Source organism: Vibrio sp. 1580, assembly GCF_033340055.1.
Map to the genome: position 1 here is coordinate 37,745 of NZ_JAWOVT010000010.1, position 17,510 is coordinate 55,254.

The following is a 17,510-nucleotide window of genomic DNA, read 5'->3' on the forward strand; positions in this document are numbered from 1 at the left end:
TTAGAACGTTCTTTGAATAACTTCTAGTTACTGAGTCCATCGTAATCAATCAGTATTGTTAGGCCAACGAGTTTCGCTCGTTGGCTTTTTTAATCTGGATCAAATTACCGTAAGATATCCGGTGAAAAAATTGGTAGAAATGTGCTTTTATTTCGTACACTTAAGTTGTGGTATATCGATAATTTAAGTGGAGAAAACCGCTCAAAATACCATTGAATTTGCAACACAATGAGCTTTTCTTGTTTCTCTGCTTTGGTGTGGAGGTGAAGCATGGCGCACCGGAGTTTTTACCCGTTTGCAAAACCGCTTAACGAGCAACTGCAAACGCTAAAAGGCAGGATGCAGGCGCACTTGCCATGTATTGATAGGGTGTCATTTGCAAAATATCACCCAGACCAAGATGTGCTCAAATCATTTGCAGAAAGTGAGTTCGACACTTGGTGTTTAGCCCATCACGAATCAGCATTCCGTAAACTCCACCACCTCAATATTGCCTCTAAAAACGCGGTTCCTCGTATCGTCGAAGACCTTCATGATATTAATCACTGTCCTCGGGTTCAAATTTTACTCAAACACGGATATCAGTCGTCGGCTGCTATTCCTTGTTATGACAATAAAGCTTTTACTGGTTTTGTATTTTTGAACTCCACTCAACGTGATGCGTTTAGTTTAGAAGCGCTGAATGGTCTTAAACCTTATTTCGAAATGATTCGATTTGCGGTTGAATCAGAAACTCAAGTAGTCAATGCGATAGAAACGCTAGCGAACCGAATGCAATGTATGATGCCAGGCTATTCACCTGAGTATTACGCGCATACCAAACGCATGAAGTACTACAGTCAAATTATCGCAACGCAGTTAGCGGATCGTTATCACCTGAATGACGAAATGGTCGAAGATATTGGTATTTTTGCTCAGTTCCATGCGCTCGGTGATAGTCAGCTGCCAGTTGAAATTGCTAGCCGCCGAACAAATTACTCTCAAGAACAAGAGGCGATATTGATTCAACATATTGAGCGTTGTATCGATTCAGCGGATGACATAGTTGCCCGTATCGGAAATCCGGTTCACCCGAGTGTGACTTTGTTTTTGCAGATGATTATTTATCAGTACGAAAATTTAAATGGCACTGGTTATCCTTATGGTTTAACCAATGATGATATACCAATAGTCGCCCAAATTACGGCTGCCGCGAATGCCTTTGATTTTATGACAACGCACCATCCGTATAGACAAGCGTGGTCCATCCCATACGCATTGTTAGAACTTGAAAAATGGGTATATCAGGGGTGGTTATCTCGAGAATGTGTTGATGCTCTGCGAGAGCATCAAGGTTATATAAAGCAAATCATCCACAAATATCCCGAGCACTATACAGGCTTGGGGTTAATGTGAAGAGCAGTAACAAAGTTGAAATGTTGACGAGGAGGAATATTTAAACAATACTGTTTTTATATACAGTAATAAGTTTGGAGGTGAAGTATGTTGTGGGAAACCCTTGAAAGAGTAAACCGCTTACGCCAACAAGCACTTGCAAATCCTGAGTTTGTTGAGTCAGCAAAAGAGCACGAACAAGCACTTCAGGAGCAAGAATACCATTATCAAACTAAGAAAAAGCGTTCAGCCAAAGACAAACAAGGTAAAAAGTCGCTGGCCGATATCTATAAAGAAGTAGAGTTTGGCGCTGACGCTCGTCATTAATGTATTCACTGCGGCATTTTTCATTTCTTCATACGCTGCAGTATTCGTTCAAATTTATGCGAGAGCAGTGGGAGACCGCTGCTCTCGTTGACCTGCCTATAATTTACTAATGAAGTTCAGCAGAGCAAATTATCACTAACACTTAGCAATTCTCTCAATGATCTTGTTTATGTAATGATAATGACAACGGTTTGCATTTGTATCTTTGTTGTTATATAAAACCTCCCTTATTAATCGTTCTGTTGAATAAGAACGGCAAACGTGATCAACGAATGAGAGCTTTGAATAACTGTTATTCGTAAATGGCTATTAGGTGAAGTAGGGATGTTGGAAGCTAAAGCACTCCAGTTTGAGATTGAAGGCAAGTCATTGCTAAAAGCGTTTGATGTGACATTTGAACCCGGAAAAACATACGCCCTTGTTGGACACAATGGTTCAGGAAAATCCACATTGTTAAAGTTGCTGGCACAGCAACAGCAATACACAGCTGGTGACGTGGTTCTGCATGGAACGAGCATTAACGATCTCTCAGCGAAAAAATTCGCCCAACATATTGCCTACTTGCCTCAGCATCTTCCGGTGACCGACAGTATTTTAGGTCGAGATTTAGTCGGTTTTGGTCGTTATCCATGGCATGGTTTACTTGGACGTTTGAGTAAGAAAGATCACGACATTGTTGAAGAAGCAATGGCGATGACAGGCACACTAAAATACGCAGATCGCTTAGTGGACACGTTATCTGGAGGAGAGCGTCAACGTGTGTGGCTAGCTATGCTGTTAGCCCAAAAAACCGAGTATTTGCTTCTTGATGAGCCTTTGTCTGCGCTAGATATCAGCCATCAAGTAGATATGTTGAAGCTTATCTCTAAACTCAGTCAAGAACTGGGTTTGGGCGTTATTATCGTATTACACGATATCAACTTGGCTGCACGATTTTGCGACTACATCGTTGCATTACATCAAGGTGATTTGATTGCACAAGGCAATGTTGAACAGGTGTTTACTGAACCTAAGTTGAGGGACATATATGGGATAGAGATGATGATCTCTGACCACCCTGCGGGTTATCCGGTGGCGATGCCAAGCTAAAGGTTGGAATAATGAGCAGTACAAACACTCGACTTAAACATTTCTCTTTCGCTCTCTCACTTAGTGCGCTTTTGGTCAGTTCTTTTCAAGCACTAGCTGACGCATCACCTCGGGTGATGTCGGTTGATTGGACACAAACTGAAACGATGTTGGCTTTAGGGGTCGTACCTGTAGGCGTTGCTCAAGGGCAAGATTACGATGCTTGGGTAAAGTCACCACCGTTACCACCTCAAACAAAGGATGTAGGGTTAAGGACTCAACCCAATATAGAGCGCATTTACGAGCTCAGACCTGATCGTATTTTTATTGCCCCGTACTTCTCCTCAATGAAGCATCACTTAGTTGATATCGCCCCGGTTACCACCATTGACTTATATGAAAGCGGGATTACAGATTGGTCGGTACTTACCAGTTTCACTCGGAGGTTTGGTGAAGAGCTGGGAAGAGAGGCGGAAGCAGAGGCGCTTATCCAACAATATGAAAAACGTTTTACTTTATTAAAACAGCGTATAAATAAAGGCCAGCCGCCACTACTAATGATTCAGTTTATGGATACAAAGCACGTACGTGTTTTTGGTCAAAATAGTCTTTACTCTCAGGCTATCGAAAAGATTGGGCTGAGTAATGCATGGAATGAAAAGACGAATAGCTGGGGCTTTAGCCTAGTTGGCATCGACAAGTTAGCTGGCATAAAAGCTCAAATTGTTATCGTAGAGCCATTACCTTACGGTGGAGCGGAGCAGCTCTCTCAAGACCCATTTTGGCAATATGTTGTTCAACAATCTGGTGAAAAGGTCATGCAAGTCGCGCCCGTTTGGAGTTTTGGTTCTATGCCTTCAGCCCTCCGTTTCGCAGAGTTAGTTACGGCGAGTAAGGTCGAGGAGTTAACACAATGAAAACGATGCCTTTAAGCTTTGTGGTGTTACTTTCGGCATTTACCTTTTCTATTGGTGCTTTCCAATTGTACCAAGTAAGCTCATTTTCGTTAGCTCTAAGCAGTTTATGGGAGCCTAACTTTCAATTTATAGATTCGGTTTTACTTCACTTTAGCTGGTGGCCTCGAGTCTTCACCACGATTATATCTGGTGCTGGATTAGCGGTTGCTGGGGTATTGATGCAGCAAGTGCTGCGTAACCCTCTCGCTTCACCCACGACACTTGGTGTGGCGAGCGGTTCAAGTTTTGCTTTGATGTTAGCTACGCTATTCGCACCTTGGATGTTGGATATCGCGCCTAATTTGGTTGCTCTCATCGGCGGTGTGATATCGATGGGGTTGGTGATGCTGTTGTCATGGCGACGAGCGTTATCTCCAACGGTTGTCGTTGTTTCTGGGTTAGTGATAAACCTGTACTTTGCATCATTAAGTACGGTTATTCTGATGATGAATACCGAAAAGCTGAATGGCTTAATGATATGGGGAGCCGGTTCGCTTGTTCAGAGTGGATGGGGAGATTTCTCGTATCTTGCCCCTCGAATCGCACTTGCTACGATCATTGCATTTGTGATTGCAAAGCCGTTAAGTCTGTTGGAACTCTCCGAGCAAGGTGCCAAGAGTTTAGGTGTCTCGCTGGCTAAGTTGCGTTTTGTCTGTCTTGGGCTTGCGGTGTTAATCACTTCTTGGGTGGTTTCTGCCGTAGGAATCATCGGTTTCATCGGGTTAGCGGCGCCAGCGATTACTCGATTGATAGGTATCAATAAAATCCAGCATAAGCTTTGGGTATCAATGCTGATTGGTGCCATGTTATTGACTTTAACCGATTTGGTTATTCAGCAACTGCCAGGGCTAATGGCGAGTTTTATACCAACGGGAGCAGCAACGGCTGCATTGGGCGCTCCGTTACTGTTATGGCTGTTACCTCGTTTATCACAAAAGACGCAGGGCCATACTCAAACAGTGTTAACTCGACACCGTCAACATGTTTACAAGCTAAACCCTAAAGCGATCTCATTGGCGTTGATCGGTACGTTAATTTCCGTTGTCCTTTTTGCCACGGTTGCTGTGCAAAATGAAGGGTGGACAAACTTATTTGCTAGCCAAAATTGGATTTTTTTGGAATGGCGCGCACCTAGATTATTTGCAGCAGCAATTGCGGGGGCAATGTTGGCGATTGCTGGAACCATGATTCAACGCCTAAGTGGAAACCCAATGGCAAGTCCTGAAGTGATCGGTATCAGTTCAGGGACAGCGATGGGATTGATCATCGCGATGTTTACTGGGTTTGGTTCGTCAATTTTCACTCTTTCTCTAGGCGGGCTCGTAGGCGCATTAGCGACGGTATTAGTCATTGTGCTGCTAAACCGTAAGTCAGGCTTTCAGCCGGAGCGTATTTTGTTGACTGGTATTGCGATAACCGCACTGATGAATGCAATACAGAGCTTTATTCTAGCCACTGGTGACCCAAGAAGTTATCAAGCATTGGCTTGGTTGTCTGGGTCTACCTACTATGTCTCGGTTGAAACGTTACTCCCATTGTCTTTATCTGCGCTTGTCTTTATAGGGTTGAGTTTTCTCTGCGTAAGATGGCTAGATATTCTTCCTGTCGGTGCCGCTTCCTCTAAAGCACTTGGAATTCGAGTTGATCGTTCACGCGCAATACTGCTTCTTTTAGTTGCTTGTCTCACGGTCAGTGCGACATTGGTTGTTGGCCCGATTAGCTTTGTTGGGTTGTTGGCTCCGCATTTAGCTCGCTTATTTGGTTTTAACAAAGCGTCACAACACATGTTATGCGCCGCGATACTGGGGGCAGGGGTGATGTTGTTGGCTGATTGGTTGGGACGACAGGTCCTTTACCCGCAAGAAATACCAACAGGACTTATGGCGTCTCTCATTGGCGGTTTGTATTTAATGTGGGGTTTACGCCGTTTATAGAGATGAGTTAAGCCTCAACCAAGAAAGTACTTATACAAATAAGCACTCGTAGTGGCATTCGTAACCTATGCGAGTGCTTTATGCAAAACCTCTGGTTTGTCTTTTACGGAAACAACTGGCGATGCCGTAACTCGCTTTTCTTTCAGCGGTCGCTGAAGTCATGAAGGGTTGGTTTGGCTGCCGACAAAAAGGAGAAGAATATGACTCGGCAGTTTATGCTGACACCAACGTCGATGGCGGTTGTATTAGCTTTATCAACGCCAAATGTCTTGGCTCAGGAAGATGAAAATATAGTTGTGATTGGACAGCAGCAAGACAGTGCAGTTGGTCCGGATTTTAGTTATCTCGGAGCGAAGAGTCGGGCAGCGACGAAAACTGATATTGCTATCAATGAGACTCCAAGAGCGGTGTCTGTTGTTACGCGAGAGCAAATGGATGATCGTGCCTCTATTAGCATTTCTGACGCGCTACAGTACACACCAAGCATTCAAACCAATTATTTTGGCGAAGATAACAAGCAAGATTGGTTTATTATTCGTGGTTTTAAACAGGCGAACAGTGGGTTGTATCAAGATGGTACCCGTTTATATTCTTCTGGCTTCTATAGTTGGCAAATAGATCCGTTTGCGTTAGAGAGGGTTGAAGTTTTACGTGGTGCAGCGTCTGTTCTTTATGGGCAAAACCCTCCAGGTGGGGTTATCAATCTTGTCAGTAAGAGACCTCAATTTGATGGGGGGTCAGGACTTGTATCTTTGGAGTACGGTTCTGAAGACCGTAAACAACTTTCTCTTGACGTAAACTCTGAGGTGAGTGAGCAGCTAGCTTTTCGCTTTCAAGGGTTAGCGAGAAAAAATGGGACGAGAATTAGTGGTGTAGAAGCAGAGCGCATTCTTCTCTCTCCATCGATGACGTACAAATTTAATGAGACGTCTGAAATTACCTTTCTAACGAGCTATCAAAAAGACGACTCAGATCCTTATCTGCAATTTTTGCCAGTTGAAGGAACGTTAACGCCAAACAAAAATGGAAAGATCAGTGATAGTTTAGCGATAGGCAATCCTAACTGGGAGACGTTTGAGCGTGAGCAGGTGTCTTTAGGCTATGAGTTTTCTCATGCATTTAATGATACCACTTCATTTGCTCAAGCAGCTCGTTACAGCGAAATGGATGTTAAGCTAAGACAAATGTATTCGTACGTTTACTCGGCTGACGTGCCTGCGTTGGGGCCGGTTTTGGACCCATCAAATGAACGCAAAACCATACTTCGGGGTGCTTCAACAGAAGATGGGTCATCTGATGCTTTTAATATCGATAATCGTTTGATGCACCAAGTAAATTGGCGAAGTGTTGAGCATAACTTGATGTTGGGCATAGATTTTCAAATGATCAGTATCGATGGTAAAGATTTTGCCAATGACCCTATCGTTGCTAATGGTAATGCATTATTAAACACACCAATGGGAGCTTTGCCCGATCCTAGGTTTAATGTATTTAATCCTACTTATTCGGATAACATAATGTTACTCGATCCGAATACGCTACAACCATTGAGCGAAACCGATAAACAAAGAACGAAAATCGATAATCAGCAGCTCGGCGTCTACTTTCAAGATCATATGCTGATCAACGATAAATGGGCGATGTTATTGGGCGCACGTTACGACGATACAAGTAATGAAGTACATAATGTTACCACGGGTGCTCGCACGAAAGTCGATCATGGAGAGTGGACGTTTAGCGTGGGAACCGCTTATATTTCTAATTCTGGCTTCACGCCATACTTTAGTTACTCTCAGTACTTTGATCCAATTATTCAAGAAGACAGCAATGGTAAGCCAGCGAAGCCTGAAAGCGGTGATCAATTTGAAATCGGTATGAAATACCAACCGGATTCATTTGATGGCTATTTCAATATTGCAACGTATCGGGCAACAAAAGAAAACTTGGCTCGTATCTACTTGAGTGAATTAACGCAAATAGGAAAAATAGAAAATAACGGCGTTGAGTTTGAAGCTGTAGCTAATGTGACACCATCCTTAACATTGATCGGGAACATTGCGTACGTTGATGCAGAGATAAAAGAAGACATCAATAAGGCATGGGTTGGCAAAACACCTTCCCAAGTGGCGAATACCGTATCATCAGCTTGGGCACATTATCGTTTCTTTGATGGACCTCTTGATGGCTTTGCTGTTGGCTTAGGCGCGCGCTATACAGGTGAGTCATACGGAGACAATGAAGAGAGACTAAAAGTACCAAGTTATTTCTTAATGGATGCGACGGTCAGTTATCGAATCGGCGATTACAAGCTACAAGTCGCAGCTAAAAACATCGCGGATAAAAAGTACATAGCGACATGTGATGGTTTTTGTTGGTATGGCGACCGACAAAATGTTATTGCAAGTTTAACTTACGACTGGTGAGTTAACGTATAAATAAACACCCCTAACTTTAGGGGTGTTTATTTAGAAATCGGCTTTACGGACAAAGTGCGGGTTTTTGTACTTTTTCTGCGGACCAAACGATGATACGACAAGTTTGTTCCATAATGTTTTGTCAAACTCACCCTTTGGAATCGAAGGGTAGAGGGTTTCCTCTTCTTCTCTTGCAAAGTTCATATATTGTTTCTTTTTAATTTGATTGTACTTTTTGGCGATCTGGTTATGTTTTCTTACCCACTCCAGCTTGTAATTGTGGAGCACTTTTTCACCATCTTCGAGACTCATTCGAGATAGGAACAGTCGCTTGTATGAGACCTTTCTGTCCAGCATTGTGCGCATAACGGTTTGGATATATTTACCGTGATGCGTAATGGTAATGTCGTTTTCATCAACAGGAGTGACACACCAGCCTTTAGGTAAAAAGTCTGGCTTCTTAAATTGCTTATTACGCTCCATTAGCGCCTGATGTAAAACTAAATCAGAGGTGCCGCGGAACGTCTTTTGCCATTTACCGATACGAATTTGAATCGAACCAGGCAAGCGATAGATGTTAGTAAACTTATCTTTGTCCATGGACTTGTGTCATGAGATTAATGTGCATAATTAGAAAGCGGAATTCAGCCCAATGCCACAGGCAGTAGACTTAAGTACCGTACGATTTTACAACGACCTCGCGGATAATAGCGAGGGGTTATGTCAATAATAGGTAAGAAATAGAAAATTAGTTCACATTATGAAGAAATTGGAAGCTTACAAGGCTAAATTTTGAAGTTACACCAATTATGCTCATGCCGACTAAATAAAAGAAGGCACGGGCATAAAATCACACCGCTTCCTCGAGTTGCTTGGTGTCTTCTTCAATCTGTTGTAGATGTCGGTTTGCTTGCTGTAACTGATACATTTGAGCATAACGACCATTTTGCGTTAAGAGTGCTTTGTGTGTGCCTTTCTCGACTAACTCCCCATGATGAAGAACAATGATTTGGTCTGCATCTAGGATAGTTGAAAGCCGATGAGCAATAACAACGAGCGTCATGTCTTGTCTGAGTACCGCCAAGCTCTTTTGGATTAAAGCCTCTGTTCCTGAGTCAATATTTGCGGTTGCTTCATCTAATATCAATATCTTAGGTTTTACCACAAGCACACGTGCTAACGCCAAAAGCTGTTTCTGACCCGCAGATAAATTAGTTTCGCCTTGACCTAACTGCGTGTCTAGCCCGTTAGGGTAACGATGAATTTGTTCTGCCAAACCTATCTTGTCTAACGCATCCCATATTTGATTGTCATCAACCGCCCGACTGAGAGAGATGTTTTCTCTGACTGAAGCAGGGAGAATATGTGGATCTTGTTGGACCATTGCCACATCTTTGCGAAGTACGTCTTTCCCTAATGTTTTAAGTGGACGACCATCTATGAGCAGTTCACCACATTGCGTTGGATAAAAGCCCATTAACAGTGACGCTAATGTGCTTTTACCGCTTCCTGTATGCCCGACAAGCGCGATAAAGTCTTGGTGGTTGGCCTTCAACGAAATGTCTTTTAATACGTCCTGTTTACCATCGTAGCTAAATGTGAGGTCTTTAAGTTCGATAGCACCTGACCTTAATGGTTGATGATCGTCCCCGTAAGTTTGTTCTTTCGCATCAATCAATTCAAAAACACGTTCGCTTGATACTAACGCCTGCTGAAGTAGAGCAAGTTGCTGAGTCATCTCAATTAGTGGTTCAGTAACTCGCGCAAGATAACTGATAAATGCATACAGTACCCCCACACCAATCAACTCAATACCATTAAAACCAAAGATCGCAACCAAGCAAAGCAACGCAAGACCAGCGAGCAAGTCCATTAATGGTCTTAGCAGATAGCCGTTTAGCCGAATCACTCGTTTAGATGCCACCAGATGCTCTGCGGTTAGCTCGTTGAACTGTTTATTAAAACGCTTTTCTTGTTGCATTAATTGGATGACACTCATCCCTTGAATGGATTCACTCAGATTCGCATTTATATCGGTCAATAGGTCACGCATCTTTCGGTAGCTTTCTGTACTTAGCTGCTTAAACAAGTACATAAAGCCGATGACGATCGGCAGCAATACAAGCACAACGAGTGTGAGCTTCCAACTCATGAAAAACATAACTCCAAGCATTACGACAATCATGACCACGTTTTTCACCACGGTCGCGATCAAAAGCTCATAAAATTGCTGTAAAGATTCCGTATCGTTGGTGATTCGCGACACCAATTTTCCAGCAGGAGTGTAATCAAACGCAGATAACGGCTGCTTAATCACGCCAGAAAATACTTGCTTACGAATCGCTTTGATCGTGTTAGCCGCGACAATGCTAAATTGCAATGACTGAAAATACTGGAATGTTGCCGATACGATCTGAAGAGCGATATAACCTACTGCTAGCGAAATCAGAACATTTTGTGAATAGTCACCTTTAGCGATGTGCTCATCAATGAAATATTGAATCAACCAAGGGCCGCCGGCGCTGGCTAACGCAGCAATAAACAGCAAGGCGAGTCCTTTAATCATTGGCTTTGGTTGAGATAATGGGTAAGACATTAACCGTTTAAACGTGCTGGTCTGGTTCATTCATTATTCCTCCATCGCCTGCTCTAGTTTCTGATACTCGAACATCTCGGCGTACCAGCCTTGATGCGCTAATAAAGCGCTATGTTGCCCACGTTCAGTAATGTGTCCGTGATTCAATACAATGATCTCGTCTGCTGCTTCCAAAGCGGTGAGGCGGTGCGCAATAACGATTAGGGCTTGATCACGGTAGTGTGTTTCCAAATTCTTAAGGATTTGATGTTCGGTCCGTCCATCAACAGCGGAAAGTGCATCGTCCAAAACCAACACTTGGGCATTCAGCAGCATAGCGCGTGCTATCGCAATACGTTGTTTTTGCCCGCCGGAGAGTGTAATGCCTTTTTCACCAACTTCTGTTTGGTAGCCTTCAGGAAACTTTTCAATATCGTCATGTATACAGGCTAACTTTGCTGCTCTATAGACTTCTTCTTTCTCTGCATTAGGGTTGCCTAAGGCAATATTTTCGAAGATAGATTTGGAGAATAGAAACGGACTTTGGTTAACGACAGCAAAACGGTTGCGCCACTGCGGTAGTAGGGCATCCTTGATCTCGACATCCCCGAATTTAATTGAGCCGTTTTCTAAATCATGTTGACGCAAAAGTAGTGTTAACAGGGTCGATTTTCCGCTTCCTACCGGCCCTGCAACTCCCAACATTTTTCCGGGTTCCAGTTCGATGTTTACTTCCGTCAAAGCGGGCGGTAAATCACTAGACCAATGGAAATCGTCGATTTCAATTTTTAACGGAAGTGGTTTATTTTCTATTGGCTTATTGCCACTGATAATTTCTGGCTTTTCATCAAAGATCTCTTGTAATCGGTTCCATGCAGCAGAGCCTCTTTCTAAAATGTTAAATAGGAATGCGAATGCCAGCATCGGCCATATCATCAACCCTAAATACATCGTAAATGCGGTCAGATCACCAAGCGTGATCTCACCTTTATCAACAAGGTAAGCACCAGCAGCGACACTAAGAAGGAAAGAAAGACCGATGGTTAACTGAATTGCCGGGTCAAATCTAGCATCGACTCTTGCGACAGCGATGTTCTTTTCGCCAGTATCATCCACAACCTCTTCAAAACGTTGCTGCTCTTGGTTTTCTAATCCGAAAGCACGCAGCATTCGCACGCCATTAAGTGACTCTTGTGTCATGTCTGACATGGTAGAAAAGGCTTCCTGAGCGACACGAAAGCGTTGATGTAGGATACGCACAATAAAGAAGATGATGATGGCAAGAAATGGCATTGGAAGAAGCGCCATTACGGTGAGCTTCCAGCTTACTTGCGTTACCATAATGATTAAAACCGCAATACCAGTGATCAAAGAGTCTGCGGCGGTTAAAACCCCTTCGCCGGCAGTCATAACGATATTACGCACATCATTAGTGCCACGAGCCATCAGATCCCCCGTCTTGTAACGTTCAAAAAAACGAGGTGGCTGTGTCGATAAATGCCTATATAGACGGTTACGTAGAATGGTCCCGAGCTCCCAGCTTGCGCCGAAAAGCCAAATTCGCCATAAGATGCGACACCCATAAATAGTAAAGATCAGTACAGTTAACCCTGAGAGCCATAGAATCAGCGTATTTGTATCTAAAGTGTTGTCTACGACGCCATCAACTATGATGCCAACTGCTTTGGGCGGAACAAGCTGTAGTGCTGATATCACAGCGAAAAGCAGAATGGATCCGACATAGTGCCTCCACTTTTGTTGGAAATACCAACGTAGCTGCCAGAATATTCTCATTACGCCTCCCGCTTTAAATTATTGAATTTGTTATAGAACTATTATTGAGCGAAATGATGAGTTTACAAGCACAAGTTATAGGCGGGTTTAAAAACGATAGATTGTTTCAATTATAACCATGTGTCGGCGCAAATTACTGGTTTTATCTCTATGAGCTAACTGTGCGACGACATTATGTGAAATAGTTGTTAATGGTGGTTTTGGAGCCATGACCTTGCAATAACGATGAAGACACCAAAAGTAAAAGTGTTACTGCCACTCTCTATGGGAATTAGCAATCGTCAGTTTGTATTTTGTATTTCACTTGGCCACCAGGAGTTTCTGGGTAGTAAACTTCGACATAACACATATGTTCTGGACCAACAGGCTTGTTTGCAAAACCAATAAGGAAGTAGGGTTCGTCTGGGCTGTCTACCCCATACCAAGTGTTGATAGTGAGTTGCGGATCAAAGCCTGCTAGCTCTTTTGCTGGAATAACATTTTTGATAAATCCAAAGTAACCAATTAGGTCGTTATGGCCGTCATTATCTAGATCAATGTTATATTGTATGCCGCCATCTACTGTCTCTTGAGATTGAATCACTGCTTTGGTGTAGACAAAGTTGTTGGCGGTCATGAGTGCTTCTCTGGCTCCATATAGAACCGCAACTCTGGCATCTTTTTGTAAGCCAAGAAATTTAGGAAATGCAACGACGCTTACAATACCAAGAATGATGATGCACACAATGAGTTCAATAAGAGTAAATCCTTGAGAGCGACGCACAGCCTTTCTCCATGTTTTAGAAACGAATAGGCGGCTATTCTGATATAGAAACTTTCAGGTCAAGTATTAAAAAAGAATGATAGTAAGAGATCGGGATTGCAAATCTCAAATATAAAACAGGTTGCTTATCTTCGAGATGAGGAGTGATTTTGATAAAAACCAAGGAATGAACTCGAGAGGATAAAATCCTCCCGAGTAAAGCGACTAAGATTCGTGTGTCAGAGCACTGCGGTTACGTTTAAAAATGAATCGCCAAATAAATAAGACAATTGCGATGTAACCTAATCCTACACCAAGCGCTTGCCAGTGCATGCCGTTATACATCGCGATTGGCATCAAAGAGATGATGAAGATGTCAGTGATTGAGCCAGGGACATAAGCGATAGCGTAATCATCAAGCACCTTGCTACGCATTTTTGGATCAACAATACGAAGCAACGCAATACCCATGGCAACCGTACCGGTTAACCAACCCCAAGAGAAAATGCCTTTCTCGAACCAATCTTCTCCCATGATACGTGGGGCAACCCAGAAGATTAGCCATAGTGTGAAGGCGATACCGCCGATTGCAAGCACTACCATCGGCATTAAATACTGGGCTAAGACGGTAATCTTGATGGCTGAGATACCAAAGATAATCAAATAATCGGTACTGATGCCCGCAGCGTGTTTGAATGCACCGTCACAAAGATAGCGTGAAGCTTTGGTTTGTTTTGCGACGATTCGCACGAGCATGCCGCCAAGGAAGCCAGTTACGAACGTAGGGATTTGTACCTTATCGTGGAAAGAAGATAAGTAGTTAGCCGCTACATACGAGAAAGCTGTTACCACTACAACCAACGCCGCGTGAATCGCAAAAGAATCAACCGACAGGGAAGACATGGTGTCTTTCATTACCGGTTCTTGATCAACAGGCTTAACAAGGCCCTTGCGTTCGTGTTCGTCCATGCTGTCGAAGGTCGTAAAGCTACGAATCCAACCCATCTTCAATGCGAATTGCAGCATGAGCATGCCGACAGAAATTGAAATGAAAATACCCACGGTTGCGAACGTTAAGCCAAGTGTGAAGCCATCTTCCCAGCCAAGCCCCGTGAAGATTTCACCAACAACAGAGGCTGAACCGTGTCCGCCCATAAAGCCCGCAGACATTGTCACACCAAAGCCGGGATTAATCTCTGGCCAGAAGAAGGTTGTGAGAACTAGACCAAACATTGCCGCAAACAACCACTGAGAAACAGAAGCGATTTGGTTAAACGCCCACAATGAGCCAGCACGCTGTGCGACGGTTTTAGGTGATGGAACATCCGTTGCCAGACCTAACGCAGAAAAAAGTGCAGCAGTTAATAGGCTTGCGTTAGCGGTAAACGTATCGGTCCAAGGCAGTACGTCTAACAGGGCTGGTCCAAAAATTAGACCGAATAATCCTGCGAGAACCGCCGATGGAATGTACATACGCTGTAGTAATGGCGCGTGAACGCGAATGACTTTTGCCAAAATCAATAGTAAGCCAGCGATGGCTAAGTCAGTCAGCATTAGACCTTTAGGCATCTTATCCTCCAGTAAATGCAGTCAAGGGGTAGCGTCCTTGTGACCTACCTTGAATAAAAATCTCCCTCAAGCCAAAAAGCCACATATGTGACTAGAAGCGTTGAGAAATCAATGTCGTTTTCATAAGCAAAGGAATGTGCTTATGCAATTTGAAATGAGTGTAAATGTTGTGATTGCACACGAACAGGAAGAGAAATTAGATTAAATTTCTCGATATTTTTTGATAGTTCACTCAGGAAAGGCGGCAATCCTAGTCACTTTGTCAGAGCAATGCAATTGGTGTGAATCAATAAATTATGCCTAGTTAATGGGTGTCTCTGACTAACAACATGAAAAATAAAGACAATTAACAAGCAATAATATTTGTCATATCGACAATAAAAGTTAATTAAATGGTTAAATTGTCGCCGCTTTATGGGGTGACGTTATGGATTCACATGAGAAAGAATAAAATCGACCAAGGTACGGTTTTTAAGGGAAAGCTGTTTTGAACGGTAAAGCAGGTGGATCGGTTTTGGCTTGGGAGCATGTTGCTGCAGAATTTCTACCAAGGCACCAGATTGGATTTCCTGCTCAACTAAGATCTTTGGTTGCATAAGAACACCAGAGCTTTTTAACGCGGCGAACTTAAGTACATCGCCATTGTTAGACGTTAATCGGGTGTTGCTGTTTCCAAAGGTATTAGATGGCATGTTCACCACTTGTTGGCTTTCTCCTTGGTGATACTGAAACCCCAAACAATGATGGTGTGCTAAGTCATCAAGTGATTGGATAGGGGCATGTTGCTCAAGGTAAGAGGGTGAGGCGCAGTAAGTCATGTGGTATTCACCCAATTTTCTCGCGACTAACGACGAATCGACCAACTCACCGATTCGAATAATCACGTCAGCTTCGCTTCGATATGGGTCAATCAAATTGTTGTCCAACATTAGCTCAACGTTCAAATCGGGAAATTCAGCTAAGAAGTCAGCCACGATAGGAGCAATGACCTTTTTGCCATACGTGACAGGGCAGTTAACTTTTACAGTTCCGGTTGGACGGTTGATCAGCGTCTGGATCAGGTTCTCTGCGTTGGTGATGTCTTCAATAATGCGGTGGCACTCTTGGTAGTAGAGTCTGCCAGCTTCGGTCAGGGACTGTTTGCGCGTGGTGCGATGAATTAGCTGTGTACCTAAGCTTTGCTCAAGAAAGCTCACGTGCTTGCCAACCATGGTCGGTGAAATATCAAAGTGGTGTGCTGCATTACGAAAGCTGCCGTGTTCGACCACGTAAGCGAAAACCTTCATGCTTGTTAATTTATCCATTACACACCCAGAGTTGATAAAGAAATAACTAAAGCAGAGTTTATCAATCAAATGAGGTTAATTACAGTGGACGTATGATTAAGAATGGAGAAAGAGAGCCATCATGAGCGAGACGATTTTTGTTACCGCCGAACTGAAAATGAATGCCGATAAGCCAAGACAACAAGTGGTTGAAGCCATTGAACAATTTTGCCTTGATATGCAAAGCGAAGCGGGGTGCTTGCAAGCGAATGCGACCTACGATTCTACAGAACCACAACGTGTGATTCTTTGGGAGCGATATGAAAACCGCACCGCGATTGAAGCGCATTTTGCTATGCCGCATACACAAGCGTTTATTGCTGCTGAAGTGGCAGAGTTAGTCCAAGCATTCGAAACCCAAGCGCAATAGGAGAGGCGAACATGAAATGGGGCATTTTAGGCACAAGCTTTATCTCAGGTGTCATGGCTGAAGCAATCCAAGGCGATGACAAGAGTGAACTGTACGCGGTTGCTGGGCGTTCGGAGCAGAACTTAAAGACATTCGCTGAGCAATATGGCATCGAGAATACGTTCAACGATTCCGATGCATTGATTGCCGATGAGCAAGTCGACATTATTTACATCGCATTGCCAAATCACCTTCATCATGACTTTATCGTTAAAGCGGCAGAGCAGGGAAAAGCGATCTTGTGTGAAAAGTCACTTTCGGTAGATATGGAAAAAACCGAGCTGGCACTTCAAGCAGTAGAAGCGCACAAGGTGTTCTTTGCTGAAGGCTTAATGTACTTGCATCACCCGTTGATCAGCGAGTTGGTTTCGGTGCTTAAATCGGGAGAGATTGGTGAACTTCGCTCGATGCATACTTCTTACATTGCATCGATTGCGCACTTTGTGAATCCAGACAGTAAAGGTGCTTTGTATAACTTAGGTTGTTACCCAATGTCATTGGTGCATTTGGTGGTGAAAACCATGTTGGGTGAACAAACCTTTGAGAATCGTTCAATGACGGCGATCGGTCGACGAGGTAGCGATGGGAATATCTGTGAATCGAGTTTGATGATGCAATTCGGTGAGCAGCAAACGGCGAGCGTACACACTGCCGAAGATCACGGATTGAAACACCAATTCACCATTCTGGGTAGCAAAGGCTGTATTACGTTAGATTCAAACCCATGGCTACCAACGCAAGAAAACCAGTTTAGTGTGGAAATTTACGAGACGTCGAAGCGTGAAGTGTCTGTTCCAGCGGCAGGGGACGCTTTCTTCTATCAAGTGCGCAATATTCGCCAAGCGGTTGAAGCAGGGCGTACCTCGTTAGAAAACCCTTGTGCAACATGGGACGATTCTCATCGTATTATGCAGCTACTGACTGAGTGGGAATCACTGGCTTCAAAGTAAGTCTGTACTTTGAACCAATGAACATAAAAACGGCGCACTAAATACAATATTTGGTGCGCCGTTTTTTATTTTG

The 17,510-nt window shown here is 43.5% G+C and carries 14 protein-coding genes; 8 read left to right on the forward strand and 6 right to left on the reverse strand.

Annotated elements, in window-relative coordinates; translation table 11 throughout:
- The first annotated feature begins 270 nt into the window (after positions 1 to 270).
- The 6 genes from R7093_RS16450 (at position 271) to R7093_RS16475 (ending at position 8,082) form a co-directional block, all read left to right on the forward strand.
- Positions 271 to 1,395 carry an HD-GYP domain-containing protein gene (locus R7093_RS16450; RefSeq protein ID WP_115385952.1) on the forward strand — a complete coding sequence of 375 codons (1,125 nt, stop codon included), beginning with the start codon at positions 271 to 273 and terminating at the stop codon, positions 1,393 to 1,395.
- Between the two features lie 87 nt (positions 1,396 to 1,482).
- Positions 1,483 to 1,701, forward strand: a complete 219-nt coding sequence (locus R7093_RS16455) for a hypothetical protein (RefSeq protein ID WP_005377723.1) — start codon at positions 1,483 to 1,485, stop codon at positions 1,699 to 1,701.
- Between the two features lie 324 nt (positions 1,702 to 2,025).
- Positions 2,026 to 2,790, forward strand: a complete 765-nt coding sequence (locus tag R7093_RS16460; protein WP_005389081.1) for an ABC transporter ATP-binding protein — start codon at positions 2,026 to 2,028, stop codon at positions 2,788 to 2,790.
- Between the two features lie 11 nt (positions 2,791 to 2,801).
- On the forward strand, positions 2,802 to 3,686 hold the full coding sequence (locus R7093_RS16465) for an iron-siderophore ABC transporter substrate-binding protein (RefSeq protein WP_047102208.1): 885 nt from the start codon (positions 2,802 to 2,804) through the stop codon (positions 3,684 to 3,686).
- On the forward strand, positions 3,683 to 5,659 hold the full coding sequence (fhuB, locus tag R7093_RS16470; RefSeq protein WP_176310947.1) for a Fe(3+)-hydroxamate ABC transporter permease FhuB: 1,977 nt from the start codon (positions 3,683 to 3,685) through the stop codon (positions 5,657 to 5,659). The genes R7093_RS16465 and fhuB overlap by 4 nt, the downstream gene beginning before the upstream one ends.
- Positions 5,660 to 5,859: 200 nt before the next feature.
- Positions 5,860 to 8,082, forward strand: coding sequence for a TonB-dependent siderophore receptor (locus R7093_RS16475; protein WP_171345384.1), 2,223 nt, complete (start codon positions 5,860 to 5,862; stop codon positions 8,080 to 8,082).
- A 42-nt stretch (positions 8,083 to 8,124) separates the two neighbouring features.
- Here the strand turns inward: R7093_RS16475 and R7093_RS16480 are convergent, their stop codons facing one another.
- The 6 genes from R7093_RS16480 to R7093_RS16505 all read right to left on the reverse strand — a co-directional run bounded on the left by R7093_RS16480 (position 8,125) and on the right by R7093_RS16505 (position 16,057).
- Positions 8,125 to 8,673 carry a hypothetical protein gene (locus tag R7093_RS16480; RefSeq protein ID WP_017820633.1) on the reverse strand — a complete coding sequence of 183 codons (549 nt, stop codon included), beginning with the start codon at positions 8,671 to 8,673 and terminating at the stop codon, positions 8,125 to 8,127.
- 250 nt (positions 8,674 to 8,923) lie between these two features.
- A complete protein-coding gene (locus tag R7093_RS16485) occupies positions 8,924 to 10,699 on the reverse strand; it encodes an ABC transporter transmembrane domain-containing protein (RefSeq protein ID WP_318146738.1) in 1,776 nt (591 codons plus the stop codon).
- A gap of 3 nt (positions 10,700 to 10,702) precedes the next feature.
- Positions 10,703 to 12,442: an ABC transporter transmembrane domain-containing protein gene (locus R7093_RS16490; RefSeq protein WP_318146739.1), complete on the reverse strand. Its 1,740-nt coding sequence runs from the start codon at positions 12,440 to 12,442 to the stop codon at positions 10,703 to 10,705.
- 271 nt (positions 12,443 to 12,713) lie between these two features.
- Positions 12,714 to 13,205 (reverse strand): type II secretion system protein, encoded by a 492-nt coding sequence (locus R7093_RS16495; protein ID WP_005377704.1) that lies wholly within the window; start codon positions 13,203 to 13,205, stop codon positions 12,714 to 12,716.
- Between the two features lie 204 nt (positions 13,206 to 13,409).
- A complete protein-coding gene (locus R7093_RS16500) occupies positions 13,410 to 14,753 on the reverse strand; it encodes a sodium/glutamate symporter (RefSeq protein WP_042522897.1) in 1,344 nt (447 codons plus the stop codon).
- 425 nt (positions 14,754 to 15,178) lie between these two features.
- Positions 15,179 to 16,057: a LysR family transcriptional regulator gene (locus R7093_RS16505; protein ID WP_005377700.1), complete on the reverse strand. Its 879-nt coding sequence runs from the start codon at positions 16,055 to 16,057 to the stop codon at positions 15,179 to 15,181.
- 103 nt (positions 16,058 to 16,160) lie between these two features.
- Between R7093_RS16505 and R7093_RS16510 the strand changes: the two genes are divergently transcribed.
- Complete coding sequence (locus R7093_RS16510) at positions 16,161 to 16,448, forward strand: putative quinol monooxygenase (RefSeq protein WP_005377698.1); 288 nt, start codon at positions 16,161 to 16,163, stop codon at positions 16,446 to 16,448.
- Positions 16,449 to 16,459: 11 nt separating this feature from the next.
- Complete coding sequence (locus R7093_RS16515; RefSeq protein ID WP_318146740.1) at positions 16,460 to 17,437, forward strand: Gfo/Idh/MocA family oxidoreductase; 978 nt, start codon at positions 16,460 to 16,462, stop codon at positions 17,435 to 17,437.
- The last annotated feature ends 73 nt before the right edge of the window (positions 17,438 to 17,510 follow it).

What these genes read in the sequence shown, in the direction of transcription:
- R7093_RS16450 (WP_115385952.1), top strand. Translation starts at nt 271, where the DNA reads ATGGCGCACCGGAGTTTTTACCCGTTTGCAAAACCGCTTAACGAGCAA.
- R7093_RS16455 (WP_005377723.1), top strand. Translation starts at nt 1,483, where the DNA reads ATGTTGTGGGAAACCCTTGAAAGAGTAAACCGCTTACGCCAACAAGCA.
- R7093_RS16460 (WP_005389081.1), top strand. Translation starts at nt 2,026, where the DNA reads ATGTTGGAAGCTAAAGCACTCCAGTTTGAGATTGAAGGCAAGTCATTG.
- R7093_RS16465 (WP_047102208.1), top strand. Translation starts at nt 2,802, where the DNA reads ATGAGCAGTACAAACACTCGACTTAAACATTTCTCTTTCGCTCTCTCA.
- fhuB (WP_176310947.1), top strand. Translation starts at nt 3,683, where the DNA reads ATGAAAACGATGCCTTTAAGCTTTGTGGTGTTACTTTCGGCATTTACC.
- R7093_RS16475 (WP_171345384.1), top strand. Translation starts at nt 5,860, where the DNA reads ATGACTCGGCAGTTTATGCTGACACCAACGTCGATGGCGGTTGTATTA.
- R7093_RS16480 (WP_017820633.1), bottom strand. Translation starts at nt 8,673, where the DNA reads ATGGACAAAGATAAGTTTACTAACATCTATCGCTTGCCTGGTTCGATT.
- R7093_RS16485 (WP_318146738.1), bottom strand. Translation starts at nt 10,699, where the DNA reads ATGAACCAGACCAGCACGTTTAAACGGTTAATGTCTTACCCATTATCT.
- R7093_RS16490 (WP_318146739.1), bottom strand. Translation starts at nt 12,442, where the DNA reads ATGAGAATATTCTGGCAGCTACGTTGGTATTTCCAACAAAAGTGGAGG.
- R7093_RS16500 (WP_042522897.1), bottom strand. Translation starts at nt 14,753, where the DNA reads ATGCCTAAAGGTCTAATGCTGACTGACTTAGCCATCGCTGGCTTACTA.
- R7093_RS16505 (WP_005377700.1), bottom strand. Translation starts at nt 16,057, where the DNA reads ATGGATAAATTAACAAGCATGAAGGTTTTCGCTTACGTGGTCGAACAC.
- R7093_RS16510 (WP_005377698.1), top strand. Translation starts at nt 16,161, where the DNA reads ATGAGCGAGACGATTTTTGTTACCGCCGAACTGAAAATGAATGCCGAT.
- R7093_RS16515 (WP_318146740.1), top strand. Translation starts at nt 16,460, where the DNA reads ATGAAATGGGGCATTTTAGGCACAAGCTTTATCTCAGGTGTCATGGCT.